The organism is Citromicrobium sp. JLT1363, assembly GCF_000186705.1.
GTDB lineage: Bacteria > Pseudomonadota > Alphaproteobacteria > Sphingomonadales > Sphingomonadaceae > Alteriqipengyuania.
Genome location: NZ_AEUE01000001.1, coordinates 326,127 through 342,913 on the forward strand (window position 1 = coordinate 326,127; position 16,787 = coordinate 342,913).

Here is a 16,787-nt window from a genome sequence, read left to right on the forward strand (position 1 = left end):
GAAGGAGGGCCGCCCCGTTTGTTTCCGGCCGGTCCGCTTAGAAGCGGAACGTCGCGGTCGCCTGGTAGCTCTGGTACGAGACGTCTTCACGCTCCAGCGTGGTCTCTGCCGATACCGACAGGCCGATATTGCCGGCCTGGTATCCGATACCGCCGCTCAGTTCGACCCAGTCGTTGTCCGTACCCGGCAGGGCGAAGCCCGCCGCCGGGGCCAGGCCGCCGACGAAGTTCACGCCGACCAGAGCGGGCCGATCCTCGAACTCGTGCACGTATTCGGCATTCAGGAAGGGACGGAACGCCGCCTTGCCGACCAGGTTGAGCCCGGCCCGCGCCTGGATGCTGTCATAGGTGCCCAGGTCGTAGGTCAGGGCAGGGCCACCGCCCGTTTCTGCGACGTTGGAGAAGTCGATCACGGCAGCCCGGCCGGCCACCCGCGGGGTGAGATCGAACGAGCCGAGATCGATCACCTTGCCCAGCCCGATTTCGGACGAGAAGGTGAAGGCCGTTTCCTCGCCCTCGATCGCGAAGGAGCTGGTGCCGAAGGAGACATTGCGCAGCGTGCTCATGTCGTAGGCACCGGCGCTGACCTGGGCGTCCAGCCGCAGGCCGGAGAAGTCCTTCACGCCGTACAGCGTGCCCTGATACAGCTGGCCTTCGGCCGAACGGTTGGCGCCAAGATTGTCGCTGTCCAGATCGGTGTAGGTGAAGGCGAAGCCGAGCGCACCGGTATCGAAGACCTTTTCCAGACCGCCACTGATGAAGAAGCCGTCGAACTTGTCTTCGAAATTGCCGGAGGCGGGCAGGCCCGTGCTTTCCCCGTCGATATAGCCGCCTGCGATGAAGCCGGACAGCGTATCGGGCAGCGCGCCTTCGCGTACGTAGTCCGTACCGTCGGCACCCATCGCCGCCTGTGCGGCAACGCCCGAGCTCGCCATTGCGAGGCTGGCAACGCCGGTCGGCTGGCCCATCACGGCAAGCGAGCCGCCCTCATTCCGGTCCCGGCCGAGCCGCGCCAGGCGGTTGCTCACCAGGCGGCTGTTGTTGTTGAGCGCTGCAATACCGAGCGATCCGCCGGCCACAACGTCGCTGGGTGCGAAGCTTTCCAGCGCGCTGCGGATCGACGCCGCATCGAGCCGGTCCAGCGGGCCGTAAAGATCGGCCAGGTTGTCGTAGAACGCGCGGTTCCGGTCGAGCAGACCCGCGAATGCCACCTGCGTGGTCGAAGCCGGATCGATCACGTCGAGGTAGGAACCGGCCTCGACCGTCAGCTGGACCGACTGGGGACCATAGGTGAATTCCGAGGTCAGAATGGCGCTGAGGTCCGGCGATTCGAACGTGCCTTCCACACCGCCTTCGGCCGTGAGGATGGTGAAGGTGTCGCCGTCGCGCACGGCGTAACCATCGACCGCGTTGAGGATCACGGTGCCGCCGATGCTGGCGATGCCGTCGAGCGGAACTTCTTCCTCGAAGCCTTCCGGCGTCACCTGCGTTTCGAACTCCGTCGCGTTGACGCGGATCAGGTCGGATGCACCGTTCGGCCCGAGGTCGATGCCGTAGACACTGCCCGAGGTGAGGATGATGTTCCCGTTGAAATCGAGCGTTCCGACCGACCCCATCGTACCCGGCGCGACAATGCCCATCATGTTGGTGAAGTAAGGCGTCACGATGGTACCGGAGCCGCTAAGCGCACCGGTGAACAGCAGGTAGTCGCCCGGCGTGGTCAGGGTGCCGTCGACATTCATCGTACCGGCCATCTGCGTGATGTCGATCAGGCTGGTGAGCGATCCGGAGCTCTGGATGTCGAGAGCGGAATCGGCACCGGCGATGGTCAGCTTGTCGATTTCCACGGTGCTGCCGAGCGTGGTGGTGCCCGCAGCCGCGAGCGTCACGTCGTAGTAGCGCGCATCGACGCGCGGCAGGCCGTTGAAGCCGTTGTTGAAGTCCTGGTTGTTCGGCACGAAGCCGGTGGCGCCAGGCAAGCCGTTCTCGACGGTCGGCGCGATCGCCATCGCTTCGTCCAGCTCGCTCGGGTCGATGCCCTGGGCGGCCGTATAGTCGGCGAGCAGCTTGAGCGCCTCGACCGTGCCCAGATTGTTCTGGTCGGTGGCACCTTCCTCTTCGGTGATCGGCGTGCCGGGCTCGAGGATGTTGCCGTCATAGTCGACGATGTCGCGCGTGGCGAGGTCGAGACAGAAGGCGCCGTTGCAGACCTGGCCGAACTTGCCGCTGGTCGCCCCGCGGCCCTCACCGGCGGTTTCGGGCACGCCGTTCACGGCGTTTCCGTTCTCGTCGATGATGTAGAAGTTGGGATCGAGCGCGGTCTGCCAGTGCGTCGGGTCCATCCAGTCGCCGTCGCCGGCCACCGTCTGGGTGTAGCGATAGGGGCTGTTCTCGGCGATCCAGTCCCAGAAGGCGTAGAGCGGCTGATAGAGGCTCGACGTGCCGTAGGACGAGCTGGGCTGCGCCTGGAAGAAGCGCGAACCGCCGGACAGGACGCCGATGATCAGCTCACGCGCGAACGTGTCGGTCAGGATCAGCGGGCCACCGGAGTCGCCGCCCGCGGTGCTGCCTTCGGGATCGCGCGCGTCGTCACGGAAAAGGTTGAAGTCGAACGGATTCTCGCGGCTCGGATCGTCGAAATCGGTCTGGTAGAGGTTCTGCGGCAGGCCATAATCGCCCGGGCCGAACAGGAACTCGTTGCGATCGTTCAGCGAACCGAGGATGCCGACGACGTTTTCCGCCGCACGGCGCCGGAAATCGATGCCGTTGGTATCGCCGGTGTCGCCCACGCCGGAGCGGCCGTAGCCGGTCACGCGGACATTGTAGCCCGTGCCACCTTCGGTCGTGATGCTGTCGGGCACCGGAAGCGGCGAGAACAGCATCGCCCAGGTCGGTACGTTGACTGCCGGAGTATCGAGCGCGGCCAGCGCGATGTCGGCTTCGAGGAAGCCCTGGGCCTGCGGATTTGCGAGAGACTCTTCATTGTAGAGAATCTGCGCGATGTTGTAGACGAACAGGTCTTCGTTGGTCTGGTAGTCGTTGAGGACCCAGCTCAGGAGCCCCGGGAAGGCGTCCGCCTCGAACGCGAAAGCCGCGGGAATGGCGCCACCTTCCGCGCCGTAGCTGTCGGGCGTGTAGTCGTTCACGCAGTGCGCCGCGAACAGAACGGTGCGCGGGTTGATGAGCGTGCCGGTGCAAACGCCGCCGGTGAAGTCGTTGTAGAACTGGCCCACGCCGGTCACGTTCACGGCATCGTCGTACAGCGAACCTTCGTCGCCCGGGTTCGGCGAATAGCCTTCGCCCGGACCGGGCACCACGATCCGCGGGTCGTCGATCGCGGTTTCGGGTGCCGCGCCGGTTGCGGTGACGTAGTTCACCCGCATGTCCTGTGCGGTATCTTCTGCGATTTCGGGTGCGCCGAAAGCGACCCCGCTCGCCTGCTGGCCATGGGCCGAGTCGATTGCGAACTCGGGCCCGACCGGATCGGCCACCTGGGCATGTGCCACGCCGCTGCCTGCCACACAGGCAATGGCCGTCGTTACGAGCAGGCCTGCCCGACGCTGAGTATTGAAGCCACGCATATTCAAAATCTCCCCACGGAATAATTCACCTCGTTTTCCTGCGGCAGAAGGGGGGAAATGAGAAGGGCTGGCGCGCCGATTTTTCAAGCTGCCCGCAGACTGTAGCACTTTGGCAACATTCGCAGAATTGCACAGGGGGGCGTCTCGCGCAGCCCGATCGAGTGCAGCCGATCGGTGCCCGGCAGGCCGGTCCCTGTCGTCTGCGGCGGCCACGGATTGCCCAGCATCAAATCGCGCCCCTCACGCCCTCACCGGGCGCTGACCGTCCAGTCCGGACAGGCGCGCTGTCTGCCGCAATCACGCGGCGAGACGGGGATCGACCGGCACGCGCCTGCGGGCATCGCAACGCGCGATCGGAGCAGGCGCGGTCGGCAGCGCGATGGCGGGGCGCCACTCGTTGAATTCGCGCACCGTCTGCGCGAGCGTGAAGGGCGGTATGCGCCGGTCCCTGCAGACGGCCTCCTCCAGCCCCGGCCCCCCGATCCCGATCCGCCGCCGCACCATCCGCATCCGCCGCGGAGCGATCAGCCCGCGCTCCACCAGCAGATCTTCCAGCCTGCGATAGGGGCTGCGCAACTGGCGGCGAATGGCGCGATCCGTGCCTTCGATGATCGGGCCGTCCATCAGGCTGACCGCAATCGCCTGCTCGATTGCCATTTCCTGCGCGGTTCCGGCAAAGCGGATCGCGTAGGCAATCTCTCCCAGCGGGGCGATCCTGAAGCACGGCCGGGAAACTCCGGCGCGCCGCAGGGCAGCTCTGAGCGCGCGCCATTCGCGCGGGGCGTAGTCTTCGCCGACGTACACCTGCACGCTGCCATCTTCCGCCCGCTGCGCGAAGGCGGAGAAGCGTTCCGCCTCGTGCCGCGAGAGAAAGACCGAGTTATGGCTGTCCAGCGGGCCGTCGAGATGCGCGAATTCCAGCCCCAGCTTTTCGCCCAGCGCCTTGGCGATGGTCGCCGGGTCGGCCAGCCGCAGGTCCTGCAGGGCGAGCGAAAGCCGCCGCCCCGTGCGGCTGGCGTAGGCATGTGCGGCCTTCGCGTCCTCCGGTGTCAGGGCGCCCGAGTGGACGAGGATATCGGTAATCCTGGTCTTGCCCAGCGTAAGGGCGGAGCCGGGCCGCGAAGGCTTGGCGCCGCCTTTTTCCGGGTCGCAATTCTCAGTCCGCTTCCCGTTGCCCGTGCGCGAGGCGCGCAGCACGGCGTGGGTGGTCACGAGCGCGGCAACTGCAAGGCTCACGGGCAGTATGGCTGCGGCGACGAGCCCGCGCGTCTTCGCGGTCAGGATGACCCGTTCGACCAGAGCCGCCACTGCTAGCGCAGCGTTCGTCGCCAGCAGGGCGAAGACCCACGGTGCCTCGATGAGGGCAGGCATGCTTTCGAACCCGGGAGTCGCCTGCCCGGCAAGCAGGAGGGCGCCCGCCGCCAATGCCGTAAGTGCCACGAGGCCGAGGGTGGCTGCCACCGGCACGATCCGCCGGTCGCGATAGCTGAAATACTGCGCCCAGAGGCCGGCCTGATTGCCGGGCAGCGGCTGCCAGCCGGACAGTGCGCGGGATGAGAGTCGCGCGGCTTTGGCGCCGACCGCTTCGCCATAGGTACGCGGCGCCAGGGCCTCTGCGGCAATTACCCTCCCTCCCCGGTCGTGCTGCCAGACGAAGGTGGAAAGGTGCCCGCGTTCGTTCAGCCGTCGCACGGCGTCGAACACCGGGCTTTCGCTGCGCGTGTCGAACATCTCGCCATGATGGCCCAGCGTCCAGAGCGCATCGCGCCGCAGCGCCAGGCCCATAGTGCCGACCGGCAGGTGGTGCACAACGCGCGAACGCAGCTGCAGCTCGCGCGCGCGCTGCTCGCCCAGATCGTCGATGCCGCCTCCGAGGATCGTCGGCAGGCTGACGCGCGGGGCGGTGAGCAGGGGCAGCTGGACCACGCTGGCGAGTTCGCAGTGCCAGTTGACCAGCTTGAGCGTGAGGGGGTGGATCGTGGTTTCGGCGCCCTGCAGGAAATAGGTCCGAAAGTCGGCGTCATGCGCATGTTCGAACTGCCGCGCGGCGGCGAACATCGCGTTGAGAACACGCCCTTCCGACACAGTATCGCGCGCCTCCAGCAGGCATAGTTTCACCTTGCTGTCCCGACGCGCTGCACGCTGGACGACGGCGAGGGTCTGTTCGTCATGCGTACGCACGCCGACGAAGATCACGTAATTCTCGTAATCGAGCGTTCGCCCGATCCTCGCCAGCATGGCTCCGGCAAGCGGGGCGGGGGCGGTGATCGGGATCAGGATCGCGGCGCAATCCTCCCTCTTGCGCTCGATCATCTCGATCGTCGGTTCGCTGCGGCGATGGCGCCAGCGCTGGAAATCCGCCGCCAGCTTTATGGCGATGCTCTCACAGCCGAGCGCGAAGACGATGATCGCCAGGAAAGCGACGACGCGCCCCAGGATCGTCCAGCTGTCCCATAGAAACAGAACCGCGTTTTCCATTGTCCGTGTACCTTTTGCCAATCTTCCTTGGCGGTGGTGCAGGGCGGTTTCTGTCTGCCAGATTAAGGCGTAAATGTGTCAAGGTTCGGTGAGGCGTTGCGCTTCATCGATGAATCGACGCGGTTCCGGCGAGTCGTTGGCGGAAATAAGGCAAGAAAAGGGCGCGCCCGGAGCGACGCAATTCTTCGAAGTCAAGCGTGCAGTTGTCTTGCGCGGGCGGCCCAAATCGAATTCTCGGGCGGCGAATCGGCATGATACCCCTTCCCGATTCGCTGTGCGGGACGGGGCCGGTCGGTCCGGCAGACGCGTGGCGTCTCAGGCCTTCAGCCGCTCGGCGTGCCAGGCCACATGGTCGGCCATGAAGCTGGAGATGAAATAGTAGCTGTGATCGTATCCCGCTCGCAGGTTCAGCGTCAGCGGGATATCCGCCTTGCTGCACGCCGCTTCCAGCAGTTCGGGCTTCAGCTGTTCTTCCAGGAACTGGTCTGCCGTGCCCTGATCCACCAGCAGCCCCGGGGCGCGGGCGCCATCCTCGATCAGCGCGCATGCGTCGTAGTCGCGCCACGCGGCGCGATCATCGCCGAGATAGCCGGAGAGCGCCTTCTCCCCCCACGGGCAGTTCAGCGGGCTGGCGATGGGCGCAAAGGCGCTGATGCTGCGGTAGGTGCCCGAATTGCGCAGCCCGATCGTGAGCGCACCGTGCCCGCCCATCGAGTGCCCGGTGATGCCCTGCCGTGCCATGTCGACCGGGAATTGCCCGGCAATCAGAGCGGGCAGCTCCTCCTCGATATAGCTGCGCATCATGAAGTGCGGGGTCCACGGCTCTTGCGTCGCATCGACGTAGAAGCCCGCACCCTGGCCCATGTCGTAGCTGTCCTCGTCCGCCACGCCTTCTCCGCGCGGGCTGGTGTCGGGCGCGACGAAAACGATGCCGTGCTGCGCACAGGCAGCGCGGTACTCGCCCTTTTCGGTGACGTTCGCGTGGGTGCAGGTCAGGCCGGAGAGATACCAGAGCACCGGGCAGGGACCGTGCTCCGCCTGTGGCGGCACGAACACCGAAAAGGTCATGTCGGTGCCCGTCGCGCGCGATGCATGGCGATAGACGCCCTGCGTGCCGCCGAAGGCCTTGTTCTCGGAAAGGGTCTCTGTCGTCACGCCGTTACCCCGGACGATACATCGCGCAGACCTTGTTGCCGGCCGGATCGCGCAGGTAGGCGAGGTAGAGCTTCATGCCCGCGCCTTCGCGCATGCCGGGCGGGTCTTCGATCGGCGTGCCGCCATTGGCCGCGCCCGCTTCGTGCCAGGCATCCGCCATTTCCTCGCTGGAGGCGGCGAAGCCGATGGTGGAGCCATTGCCGCAGCTCGCGGGCTGGCCGTCGATCGGCTTGGTGAGCAGGAAAACCCCGCCATTGTGCATGTAAATCACACGCCCCTTGGGATCGACCGAGCCTTCGCGCCCGCCGAGCGCCTTGAAGCAGGCGTCGTAGAACTTCTTCGAAGCGTCGATATCGTCGGCGCCGAGCATCACGTGGCTGAACATTTTTCTCTCTCCCTATGTGTTCTTAGTAGACGACGACGCTGCGGATGCTCTCGCCCGCATGCATCAGGTCGAAGCCCTTGTTGATCTCTTCCAGCTTCAGCACGTGGGTAATCATCGGGTCGATCTGGATCTTGCCGTCCATGTACCAGTCGACGATCTTGGGCACGTCGGTCCGGCCCTTTGCGCCGCCGAACGCGGTGCCGCGCCAGTTGCGGCCCGTCACCAGCTGGAAGGGACGCGTCTCGATCGTCTTGCCCGCTTCGGCCACGCCGATGATGATGCTGGTGCCCCAGCCCTTGTGACAGCATTCGAGCGCCTGGCGCATCACATCGGTATTGCCGGTGCAATCGAAGGAGTAGTCCGCCCCGCCATCGAGCATCTGGACCAGATGGGCGACCACGTCGTCGACGTCCTTCGGGTTGACGAAGTCGGTCATCCCGAAATGTTCGGCGTAGGACTTCTTCTCGGGATTGATGTCGACGCCCACGATCCGGTCCGCACCCGCCATGCGCGCGCCCTGGATGACGTTGAGGCCGATCCCGCCGAGGCCGAACACCACCACATTGTCGCCCGGGCGCACATCCGCGGTGTTGACCACCGCGCCGACGCCCGTCGTCACGCCGCAGCCGATATAGCAGCTGGTGTGGAACGGCGCGTCCTCGCGGATCTTGGCGACCGCGATTTCGGGCAGGACGGTGAAGTTCGAGAAAGTGGAGCAGCCCATGTAGTGGTAGATCGGCTTGCCCTGGTAGGAGAACCGCGTCGTGCCGTCGGGCATCAGGCCCTTGCCCTGCGTCTCGCGGATCGCGCTGCACAGGTTGGTCTTGCCGCTGAGGCACATTTTGCACTGGCGGCATTCGGGCGTGTAGAGCGGGATCACGTGATCGCCTTCCTTCACGCTGGTAACGCCTGCGCCGACCTCGCGCACGATTCCCGCACCTTCATGGCCGAGCACGCTGGGAAACAGGCCTTCGCTATCCAGCCCGTCGAGCGTGTAGGCGTCGGTATGGCAGATGCCGGTCGCCTTGATCTCGATCAGCACCTCGCCCGCCTTGGGGCCTTCGAGATCCAGCTCCACGATCTCGAGCGGCTTCTTGGCTTCGAAAGCGACGGCGGCGCGGGTTTTCATAGGGCGGTCTTGTCCTTGTTTCTGGATCGGCACGCGTTGCCAGAGGATACGCGAGTTTCTTTCGCGGACCGCTTTAGCCACCGTGCGGCCGCAGTCAAAGTGCGCGGGCGGCGAACCGAGGCAGGTGGGCGAGAATCGGTGGACAGGTGGGCCGGGCGCGTGCCCGCTGATCGCGCGGTCTTCTGTCGGAGCCGCTCATCGAGTGGCTTGCGCTTGTTCGCCAGCCTGCCTACTCGCTCCATCCGTGATCGATCAATCCGCCTTCCGCGATGCGCTCGGCACCTTCGTGACCGGCGTCACCATCGTGACCGCCTATGATGCCGAGGGCGAGCCGACCGGGCTGACCGCCAACAGCTTCAATTCCGTCTCGCTCGACCCGCCGATGGTCTTGTGGAGCCTCTCGCTCGGCAGCCGCAACCTGCCGGTGTTCCGCACCGCCAGGGCCTGGGCGGTGCATATCCTGGCGGCCGACCAGCAGGACCTTTCCAACCGCTTCGCCAGCCGGGGCGCGGACAAGTTCGGCGGCCTCGATTGCGGCGACGGGCCCGAAGGCGCGCCCCGCCTCGAAGGCTGTGCCGCGCGCTTCGGGTGTACGGCGCGTTTCGAATACGAAGGCGGAGACCACGCGATTTTCCTGGGCGAAGTCGTCGATTTCGAACGCACCCCGGCGGAGCCGCTGATCTATCACGGCGGCCGCTACGGACGCGTGATGCCCGAAGGGGACAACGCCAGCGACGCGCAAAAGGCGCAACTGGTGGCCGACGGGCTGGTCCTGCACGACGGGGAGAGCTGGCGGCTGAGCAAGGCGGGCCATTCCCAGCTCCGGCTGCTGCGGCAGATCGAGGGCGGCTGAACGGGGCCGCAGTCTCGCTTCATCGTCCGTCTGCGCCCACGGGGCCCGCAAGACTTGTAGATATAAAAATATCTTTATATGTCCCGGTTCATGCGGACCGAAGCCATCCTTCGCGCGCTCGGCGACAACACACGGCTGCGGATCATGCGTCTGCTGGGCACCATGGAGCTCGCCGTGGGCGAGCTTTCGCAGGTGCTGCAGCAAAGCCAGCCGCGCGTTTCGCGCCATGCGTCTATCCTGTGCGATGCCGGGCTGGCGCTGCGCCGGCGGGAGGGCAGCTGGATCTATCTGCGCGCCGCGCCTTCGGGGGCCGGCGCCTCTCCGCTGACGGGGGCGGTCGCCCGGTTCCTTGCCATCGCCGAGCAGGAAGACGCCGAGTTCGCGGAACAGTGCGAAGAGGACCGGCGCCAGCTTTCGGCGATTCGCACCGCGCGCGAAGACAAGGCCGCAGACTGGTTCGAGAGCCATGCGGGCGAATGGGACGACCTGCGCCGCCGCCACAGCCCCGACGAGCAGGTGGAGGCCGCGCTCGGAAGCGCTCTCGACCACGAGCCGCTGGGCGAAATGCTCGATATCGGAACCGGTACGGGCCGGATGGCCGAACTGTTCGGGGCCGATGCCGAACGTGTCGTCGCGCTCGACAAGAGCCTCGAAATGCTCCGGGTTGCGCGGGCCAAGCTGCAGAACCTGCCGGCCGACCGCATCGAACTGGTCCAGGGCGATTTCCACGCCCTGCCGTTCGACGCCGGTTCCTTCGACACCGTGCTGTTCCACCAGGTGCTGCACTACGCGGTCGATCTGCTGGTGCCCCTGCGCGAAGCGGCGCGCGTGCTGCGCCCGGGTGGGCGCCTGGCGATCGTCGATTTCGCCGCGCACGGGCACGAGGAGCTGCGCGAGCGCTATCAGCATGCGCGGCTGGGCTTCGAGGACGACCACATTGCCAGTGCGCTGGAACAGATCGGTTTCATGCCCGAGCCTCCGCGCGCGCTCGAGGGCGAAACCCTTACCGTAAAAATCTGGGTGGCACGGCGCGTCGATGCGCTCGGCACCCGCGACACCAAGCGAAAGGCGGCACGATGACGGCCCAACCCACTCCCGCGCTCGATCCCGCTCGTGAAGAGACCCGCGCCAAGGACGATCCGCTGTTCAGCGGCCTGCCGGGCGATATCGACGCCAGTTTCGAATTCTTCCCGCCCAAGAACGAGAAGATGGAGGAATCGCTGTGGAACGCGGTGCAGGAATTGAAGCCGCTCGATCCCCATTTCGTCTCGGTCACCTATGGCGCGGGCGGCTCCACGCGCGAGCGCACGCACAAGACGGTGGAGCGGATCATCGCCGAGGCGGGTCTGCCCGCCGCCGCGCACCTCACCTGCGTCAACGCCTCGAAGAAGGAAACGCAGCGCATTGCCGAAAAGTACTGGGAAGCGGGCGTGCGCCACATCGTCGCGCTGCGGGGCGACATGCCGCAGGAAGACGGCACCCTCGGCCCGTTCGAGCCGCATCCGGAGGGTTATAACAGCGCCGAAGAGCTGGTTCACGGGCTGAAGGAAGTGGCCGATTTCGAAATCTCGGTCAGCGCCTATCCGGAGATGCACCCCGATGCGCAGGACCAGCAGACGGAGATCGACTATCTGAAGCGCAAGATCGATGCAGGCGCCAGCCGCGCGATCACCCAGTTCTTCTTCTCGCCCAACACCTTCTTCGATTACCTCGAAAAGACCGACAAGGCGGGGATCGACGTGCCGATCGTGCCGGGCATCCTGCCGATCACCAACGTCGCCAAGGCGCGCCTTTTCGCCGGGCAGAACGGGGCCGAGTTCCCGGACTGGATGGATGACCTGTTCGAAGGGCTGGACGACCGGCCTTCCGCGCGCAAGCTCGTCGCCGCGACAGTGGCGGGCGAGATGTGCCGCCGCCTCTACGCCGGCGGCATCCGCCACTACCACTTCTACACGCTCAACCGCGCCGATCTGGCCTATTCCATTTGCCACCTGCTGGGGATGCGGCCGAAGGGCGGCCAGGAGACCGGCCAATGACCGACGCTAGCACCAGGGGCGAGGGCGCCCGCGAAAGACTGATGGCCGAAGCGGCCAAGCGCATCCTGATCTCCGACGGCGCCTTCGGCACGCAGATCCAGAACCGCAAGCTGGAAGAAAAGGACTACGCGGGCGATCTGGGCCTGACGGCGGACCAGAAGGGCAATAACGACATTCTGGCGCTGACCCGGCCTGACGTGATCGAGGACATTACCCGCGCCTATTTCGACGCCGGTTCGGATATCGTCGCCACCAACACCTTCTCCGCCAACCGCATCAGCCAGGCGGATTACAACGCGGAAGACAAGGTAGAGGCGATCAATGTCGAATCCGCGCGCATCGCGTGCGAACTGGCGCAGGAATATGCCGGGAAGGACGGGCGCCCGCGCTTCGTTGCCGGGGCCATCGGTCCGACCAACAAGACGCTCTCGCTCAGCCCGGATGTGGAAGACCCGGGCTACCGCGAGATCACCTTCGATCATCTGGTGGACGTCTACCACGAACAGGCCGCCGCGCTGGTCAAGGGCGGGGCGGACTTCATCCTGATCGAGACCGTGTTCGATACGCTCAACGCCAAGGCCGGCATCTTCGCGGTGAAGAAGCTGGAGCGCGAGGTCGGCCATGAGGTGCCGATCATGATGTCCATGACGCTGACCGATCTTTCGGGCCGCAATCTTTCGGGCCACACGGTGGAGGCGTTCTGGCATTCGGTGCGCCACGCCAAGCCCGTCACCATCGGGCTCAATTGCAGCTTCGGTGCGGAGCAGTTGCGCCCGCATGTGCAGCTTCTGGCCAAGCTCGCCGATACGCTGGTGATGGTCTATCCCAACGCGGGCCTGCCCAACGAGCTGGGCGAATACGACGAGGCGCCCGAAACGACGGCGGAACTCGTTTCCAAATGGGCGACCAACGGCAACGTGAACATTCTTGGCGGATGCTGCGGCTCCACCCCCGAACATATCGCCGCGATGGCCAGGGCCGTCGATGGTCTTGCCCCGCGCACTCTGGCCGAAGCGAAGCCCGCCATGCGGCTGGCCGGCCTCGAACCCTTTGAGATTGCAGCCTGATGACAGATCAAGCCACAGCCAGCTTCGTCAATATCGGCGAGCGTACGAATGTGACCGGGTCCGCCCGGTTCAAGAAGCTCATCATGAACGGCGATTACACCGCCGCCGTGGAAGTTGCGCGCCAGCAGGTGGAGAACGGCGCGCAGGTGATCGACGTGAACATGGACGAAGGCCTGCTCGACGCGGTCGAGGCGATGACCACGTTCCTCAAGCTGATCACCGCAGAGCCCGATATCGCGCGTGTGCCGATCATGGTCGACAGCTCCAAGTGGGAGGTGATCGAAGCGGGGCTGCAGTGCGTGTCCGGCAAGCCGATCGTCAATTCGATCAGCATGAAGGAAGGCGAGGAGGAATTCCTCGATCATGCGCGCAGGTGCATGGATTACGGCGCCGCCGCGGTGGTGATGGCCTTCGACGAGGTCGGCCAGGCGGACACCAAGGAGCGCAAGGTCGAAATCTGCACCCGCGCCTACAAGCTGCTGACGGGGATCGGCTTCCCGCCCGAAGACATCATCTTCGATCCCAATATCTTCGCTGTGGCGACGGGGATCGAGGAGCATGATCGCTACGGCCTCGACTTCCTGGAGGCGGTGAAGGAGATCAAGGAAAACTGCCCGCACGCCAAGACCAGCGGCGGCCTTTCCAACCTGTCCTTCAGTTTTCGCGGCAACGAGATCGTGCGCCGGGCGATGCACTCGGTCTTCCTGTACCACGCCATCCCGCTCGGCTTCGACATGGCCATCGTCAATGCAGGCCAGCTGGACGTCTACGACGATATTGATCCCGAACTGCGCGACGCGTGCGAGGACGTTATCCTCAACCGCGAGGTGGAAGGCGACGAGACCGCGACCGAGAAGCTGATCGCGCTCGCCGAAAGCTACAAGGGCAAGGACAAGAAGGCGGAAAAGGAAGCCGCCGAATGGCGCGGCTGGCCGGTCGAGAAGCGGCTGGAGCACGCGCTGGTCAAGGGCATCGACGCGCATATCATCGACGATACCGAGGAAATGCGCGCCGCCACCGCCGAACGCGGCGGGCGTCCGATCGAGGTGATCGAAGGCCCGCTGATGGACGGGATGAACGTGGTCGGCGACCTGTTCGGATCGGGCAAGATGTTCCTGCCGCAGGTGGTCAAGTCCGCCCGCGTGATGAAGAAGGCCGTGGGCTACCTGTTCCCCTTCATCGAGGAGGAAAAGGACGAGAACGCCAAGGCCAAGGGCAAGATCGTGATGGCGACCGTGAAGGGCGACGTGCACGATATCGGCAAGAACATCGTCGGCGTCGTGCTCCAGTGCAATGGCTACGAAGTCATCGATCTTGGCGTGATGGTGCCGTGGAGCGACATCCTGAAGGCCGCCAACGAGAACGATGCCGACATCATCGGCCTGTCGGGCCTGATCACCCCCTCGCTGGACGAGATGGTGACCGTGGCCGAGGAAATGCAGGACGCGGGGATGGACATTCCGCTGCTGATCGGCGGCGCGACCACCAGCAAGGTGCACACTGCGCTCAAGATCGACCAGGCCTATGACGGGCCGGTGATCCACGTGCTCGATGCGAGCCGTGCGGTCGGAGTCGCCAGTCGCCTGCTGTCCGACACGCAGCGCGATGCCTTCGTCAGCGATACGGCTGAAGAATACCACACCGTGCGTGAAAAACGCGCGGGCAAGGGGCCCAGCAAGCTGCTGCCGATCAGGGAAGCGCGCGAGAATGCGGCGCCGATCGACTTTTCCGAGAAACCGCGCGCGCCCATCAAGCCGGGCCTGCATGTGTTCGACGACTGGTCGATTGCCGATCTGCGCAGGTATATCGACTGGACGCCCTTCTTCCGCGCGTGGGAGCTGCACGGCAACTATCCCGCGATCCTGGAAGACGAGACCGTGGGGGAAACCGCGCGCAGCCTGTGGGACGACGCGCAGGCCATGCTCGACACGATCGTCGAGGAAAACTGGCTCAGGGCGCGCGGCGTTGCGGGCCTGTGGCCGTGCCACCGCGATGGCGACGATCTGGTGATCCATCACCGGCACGTGCACGACGTCGTGAGCAAGGATGGCGGCCATTACGAGGACGGCGCGATCCCCGATCTCGACCGCACGAACGAACGCAGCGCGCGCCTCCCCATGCTGCGCCAGCAGGTGCAGAAGAGCCGGGAACGCCCGAACATGTGCCTGGCCGATTTCGTCGATCCGGCGGGCGACTGGGTCGGCGGCTTTGCGGTCGGCATCCATGGTATCGACGAACCGTCCAAGCGCTTCCAGGAAGCCAAGGACGATTATTCGGACATTCTGCTCAAGGCGCTGGCGGATCGCTTCGCGGAAGCCTTCGCCGAGGCGCTGCACGAGAAGGTGCGCAAGGAACTGTGGGGCTACGCCCCGGACGAACAGTTCACCAACGAAGCGCTTATCAAGGAGCAGTATCGCGGCATCCGGCCCGCTCCGGGCTATCCGGCATGCCCCGACCATTCCTTGAAGCCGATCCTGTTCGACATGCTGGACGCGGAAGAGAACACGGGCCTTTCCCTGACGGAGAGCTTCGCCATGTGGCCCACCTCCGCCGTCAGCGGCCTTTATTTCGGGCATCCCGAAAGCGCCTATTTCGGCGTCGCGACCATCGGCCGCGACCAGCTGGAGGATTACGCGAAGCGCAGGGACGTGGATATCGACACCGCCGAACGCTGGCTGCGGCCCAATCTGGATTGACGCACTGCAGCAGATGACGCACACGAACACTGTTCTCCGCAGAAGCGATTCTGCGGCGGAGCGCGCGGGAGAGCCCGCCGGCCTGCAAGCCGGCGGCGCCGAAGGAGCAACCGCCCCGGAAACTCTCAGGCACGACGAACCGCGCGCGCCGAACGGACACTCTGGAAAGCGCCTCGCCCGACAAGGCAGGCCACCGAAGGGGTACGCTCTCAGGTTTTCCGACAGAGGGGGCTGGCGGCAAGGATGCGCGATACCGCGCGTCTTCCCGCGACTGTCGGATATTGAATGATGAGCGAAGAAGAGACCGAAACTCCGCCCGAAACCCTGGCCCTCGATGCGTGGCATCGCGCCCATGGCGCGCGCATGGTTCCTTTCGCGGGCTATGAAATGCCGATCCAGTATGAAGGGATCGTGGCGGAACACGACTGGACGCGCGCCCACGCGGGCCTGTTCGACGTGAGCCACATGGGCCAGCTGACGCTCTCCGGCGACGGTGCGGCGCAAGCGCTGGAAGCGCTGGTCCCCGGCCTCGTCTCCAGCCTCAAGCCCGGCAAGATGCGCTATTCGCTGCTGCTGGCGGAAGATGGCGGCATCCTCGACGATCTGATGATCACCAATACGGGCGAGCATATCGCGCTGGTGGTCAACGGCGCGTGCAAGTGGGACGATATCGCGTTCCTGCGCGAACACCTGCCCGACGAGATCACTCTGACCCATCATGACGAGCAGGCGCTGCTGGCACTGCAGGGTCCCGAAGCGGTCGATGCACTGGGCGAACTGGTGCCGGGCGCCGCCGAACTCGTGTTCATGACCGCAGGCTATTACGACTGGAACGGCGTGCCGCTGTGGATCAGCCGCGCGGGCTATACCGGTGAGGACGGGTTCGAGATTTCGGTCCCCGCCGAACATGCCGAGAAGCTCGCCACCGCGCTGGTGGAAGACAAGCGCGTGAAGCCGATCGGGCTGGGCGCGCGCGATTCGCTGCGCCTCGAAGCGGGCCTGCCGCTCTACGGGCACGACCTGACCGCCGAGATCGACCCCGTCAGTGCCGACCTGACCTTCGCGCTGAGCAAGAAGCGGCGCGAGAGCGGCGGCTATCACGGGCACGAGCGGATCAGCGCCGCGCTGCTCGATGGTTCGCAGCGCACCCGCATCGGCCTCGTGCTCGATGGGCGACTTCCCGCGCGCGAGGGTTCGGAGATTTTCGCGGGCGACACCCAGGTCGGTACCGTCACCAGCGGCGGCTTCTCACCCACGCTCGGCCACCCCATCGCCATGGGTTACGTCGAGGCGGGCCGCGCCGAGATCGGCACCGCGCTCGAAGTGCAGGTCCGCAGCAAACGCCTTCCCGCGCGCGTCGCGCAAATGCCCTTTGTCCCACATCGCTATTATCGAGGGAGTTGAGCAA

General features: G+C 65.5%; 11 protein-coding genes and 1 riboswitch. Of the genes, 6 read left to right on the forward strand and 5 right to left on the reverse strand.

What is annotated here, in order from left to right:
- Positions 1-37 precede the first annotated feature (37 nt).
- From ADAD_RS0101530 to ADAD_RS0101550, 5 genes are all read right to left on the reverse strand, one after another.
- The gene (locus tag ADAD_RS0101530; protein WP_050803663.1) at positions 38-3,580 is read right to left on the reverse strand and encodes an autotransporter domain-containing protein; all 3,543 of its coding nucleotides are present in this window, start codon (positions 3,578-3,580) and stop codon (positions 38-40) included.
- 297 nt (positions 3,581-3,877) lie between these two features.
- On the reverse strand, positions 3,878-6,058 hold the full coding sequence (locus ADAD_RS0101535) for a bacteriophage N4 adsorption protein B (protein ID WP_010408529.1): 2,181 nt from the start codon (positions 6,056-6,058) through the stop codon (positions 3,878-3,880).
- Between the two features lie 315 nt (positions 6,059-6,373).
- A complete protein-coding gene (gene fghA / locus ADAD_RS0101540) occupies positions 6,374-7,213 on the reverse strand; it encodes an S-formylglutathione hydrolase (protein WP_010408530.1) in 840 nt (279 codons plus the stop codon).
- 4 nt (positions 7,214-7,217) lie between these two features.
- Positions 7,218-7,598: a VOC family protein gene (locus tag ADAD_RS0101545; protein WP_010408532.1), complete on the reverse strand. Its 381-nt coding sequence runs from the start codon at positions 7,596-7,598 to the stop codon at positions 7,218-7,220.
- Positions 7,599-7,620: 22 nt separating this feature from the next.
- Positions 7,621-8,727, reverse strand: a complete 1,107-nt coding sequence (locus ADAD_RS0101550) for an S-(hydroxymethyl)glutathione dehydrogenase/class III alcohol dehydrogenase (RefSeq protein WP_010408535.1) — start codon at positions 8,725-8,727, stop codon at positions 7,621-7,623.
- Between the two features lie 244 nt (positions 8,728-8,971).
- On the opposite strand from ADAD_RS0101550, the gene ADAD_RS15360 reads away from it, so the two are divergent.
- The 6 genes from ADAD_RS15360 to gcvT all read left to right on the forward strand — a co-directional run bounded on the left by ADAD_RS15360 (position 8,972) and on the right by gcvT (position 16,783).
- Positions 8,972-9,580 carry a flavin reductase family protein gene (locus tag ADAD_RS15360; protein WP_010408537.1) on the forward strand — a complete coding sequence of 203 codons (609 nt, stop codon included), beginning with the start codon at positions 8,972-8,974 and terminating at the stop codon, positions 9,578-9,580.
- 90 nt (positions 9,581-9,670) lie between these two features.
- A complete protein-coding gene (locus ADAD_RS0101560) occupies positions 9,671-10,660 on the forward strand; it encodes an ArsR/SmtB family transcription factor (RefSeq protein WP_010408538.1) in 990 nt (329 codons plus the stop codon).
- Positions 10,657-11,616 carry a methylenetetrahydrofolate reductase [NAD(P)H] gene (metF, locus tag ADAD_RS0101565; protein ID WP_010408541.1) on the forward strand — a complete coding sequence of 320 codons (960 nt, stop codon included), beginning with the start codon at positions 10,657-10,659 and terminating at the stop codon, positions 11,614-11,616. The genes ADAD_RS0101560 and metF overlap by 4 nt, the downstream gene beginning before the upstream one ends.
- On the forward strand, positions 11,613-12,683 hold the full coding sequence (locus ADAD_RS0101570; protein ID WP_029139821.1) for a homocysteine S-methyltransferase family protein: 1,071 nt from the start codon (positions 11,613-11,615) through the stop codon (positions 12,681-12,683). Before metF ends, ADAD_RS0101570 begins: the two co-directional genes overlap by 4 nt.
- Entirely contained in the window at positions 12,683-15,379 is a 2,697-nt protein-coding gene (gene metH, locus ADAD_RS0101575) for a methionine synthase (RefSeq protein WP_010408545.1), read from the forward strand. Before ADAD_RS0101570 ends, metH begins: the two co-directional genes overlap by 1 nt.
- A gap of 55 nt (positions 15,380-15,434) precedes the next feature.
- A riboswitch (glycine riboswitch) is annotated at positions 15,435-15,531 on the forward strand.
- 136 nt (positions 15,532-15,667) lie between these two features.
- Entirely contained in the window at positions 15,668-16,783 is a 1,116-nt protein-coding gene (gene gcvT, locus ADAD_RS0101580; protein ID WP_029139822.1) for a glycine cleavage system aminomethyltransferase GcvT, read from the forward strand.
- The last annotated feature ends 4 nt before the right edge of the window (positions 16,784-16,787 follow it).

Bases quoted from the DNA above. Each gene is read 5' to 3' on its own strand.
- ADAD_RS0101530 (WP_050803663.1), bottom strand. From the start codon at position 3,580: ATGCGTGGCTTCAATACTCAGCGTCGGGCAGGCCTGCTCGTAACGACG.
- ADAD_RS0101535 (WP_010408529.1), bottom strand. From the start codon at position 6,058: ATGGAAAACGCGGTTCTGTTTCTATGGGACAGCTGGACGATCCTGGGG.
- ADAD_RS0101545 (WP_010408532.1), bottom strand. From the start codon at position 7,598: ATGTTCAGCCACGTGATGCTCGGCGCCGACGATATCGACGCTTCGAAG.
- ADAD_RS0101550 (WP_010408535.1), bottom strand. From the start codon at position 8,727: ATGAAAACCCGCGCCGCCGTCGCTTTCGAAGCCAAGAAGCCGCTCGAG.
- ADAD_RS0101560 (WP_010408538.1), top strand. From the start codon at position 9,671: ATGCGGACCGAAGCCATCCTTCGCGCGCTCGGCGACAACACACGGCTG.
- metF (WP_010408541.1), top strand. From the start codon at position 10,657: ATGACGGCCCAACCCACTCCCGCGCTCGATCCCGCTCGTGAAGAGACC.
- ADAD_RS0101570 (WP_029139821.1), top strand. From the start codon at position 11,613: ATGACCGACGCTAGCACCAGGGGCGAGGGCGCCCGCGAAAGACTGATG.
- metH (WP_010408545.1), top strand. From the start codon at position 12,683: ATGACAGATCAAGCCACAGCCAGCTTCGTCAATATCGGCGAGCGTACG.
- gcvT (WP_029139822.1), top strand. From the start codon at position 15,668: ATGAGCGAAGAAGAGACCGAAACTCCGCCCGAAACCCTGGCCCTCGAT.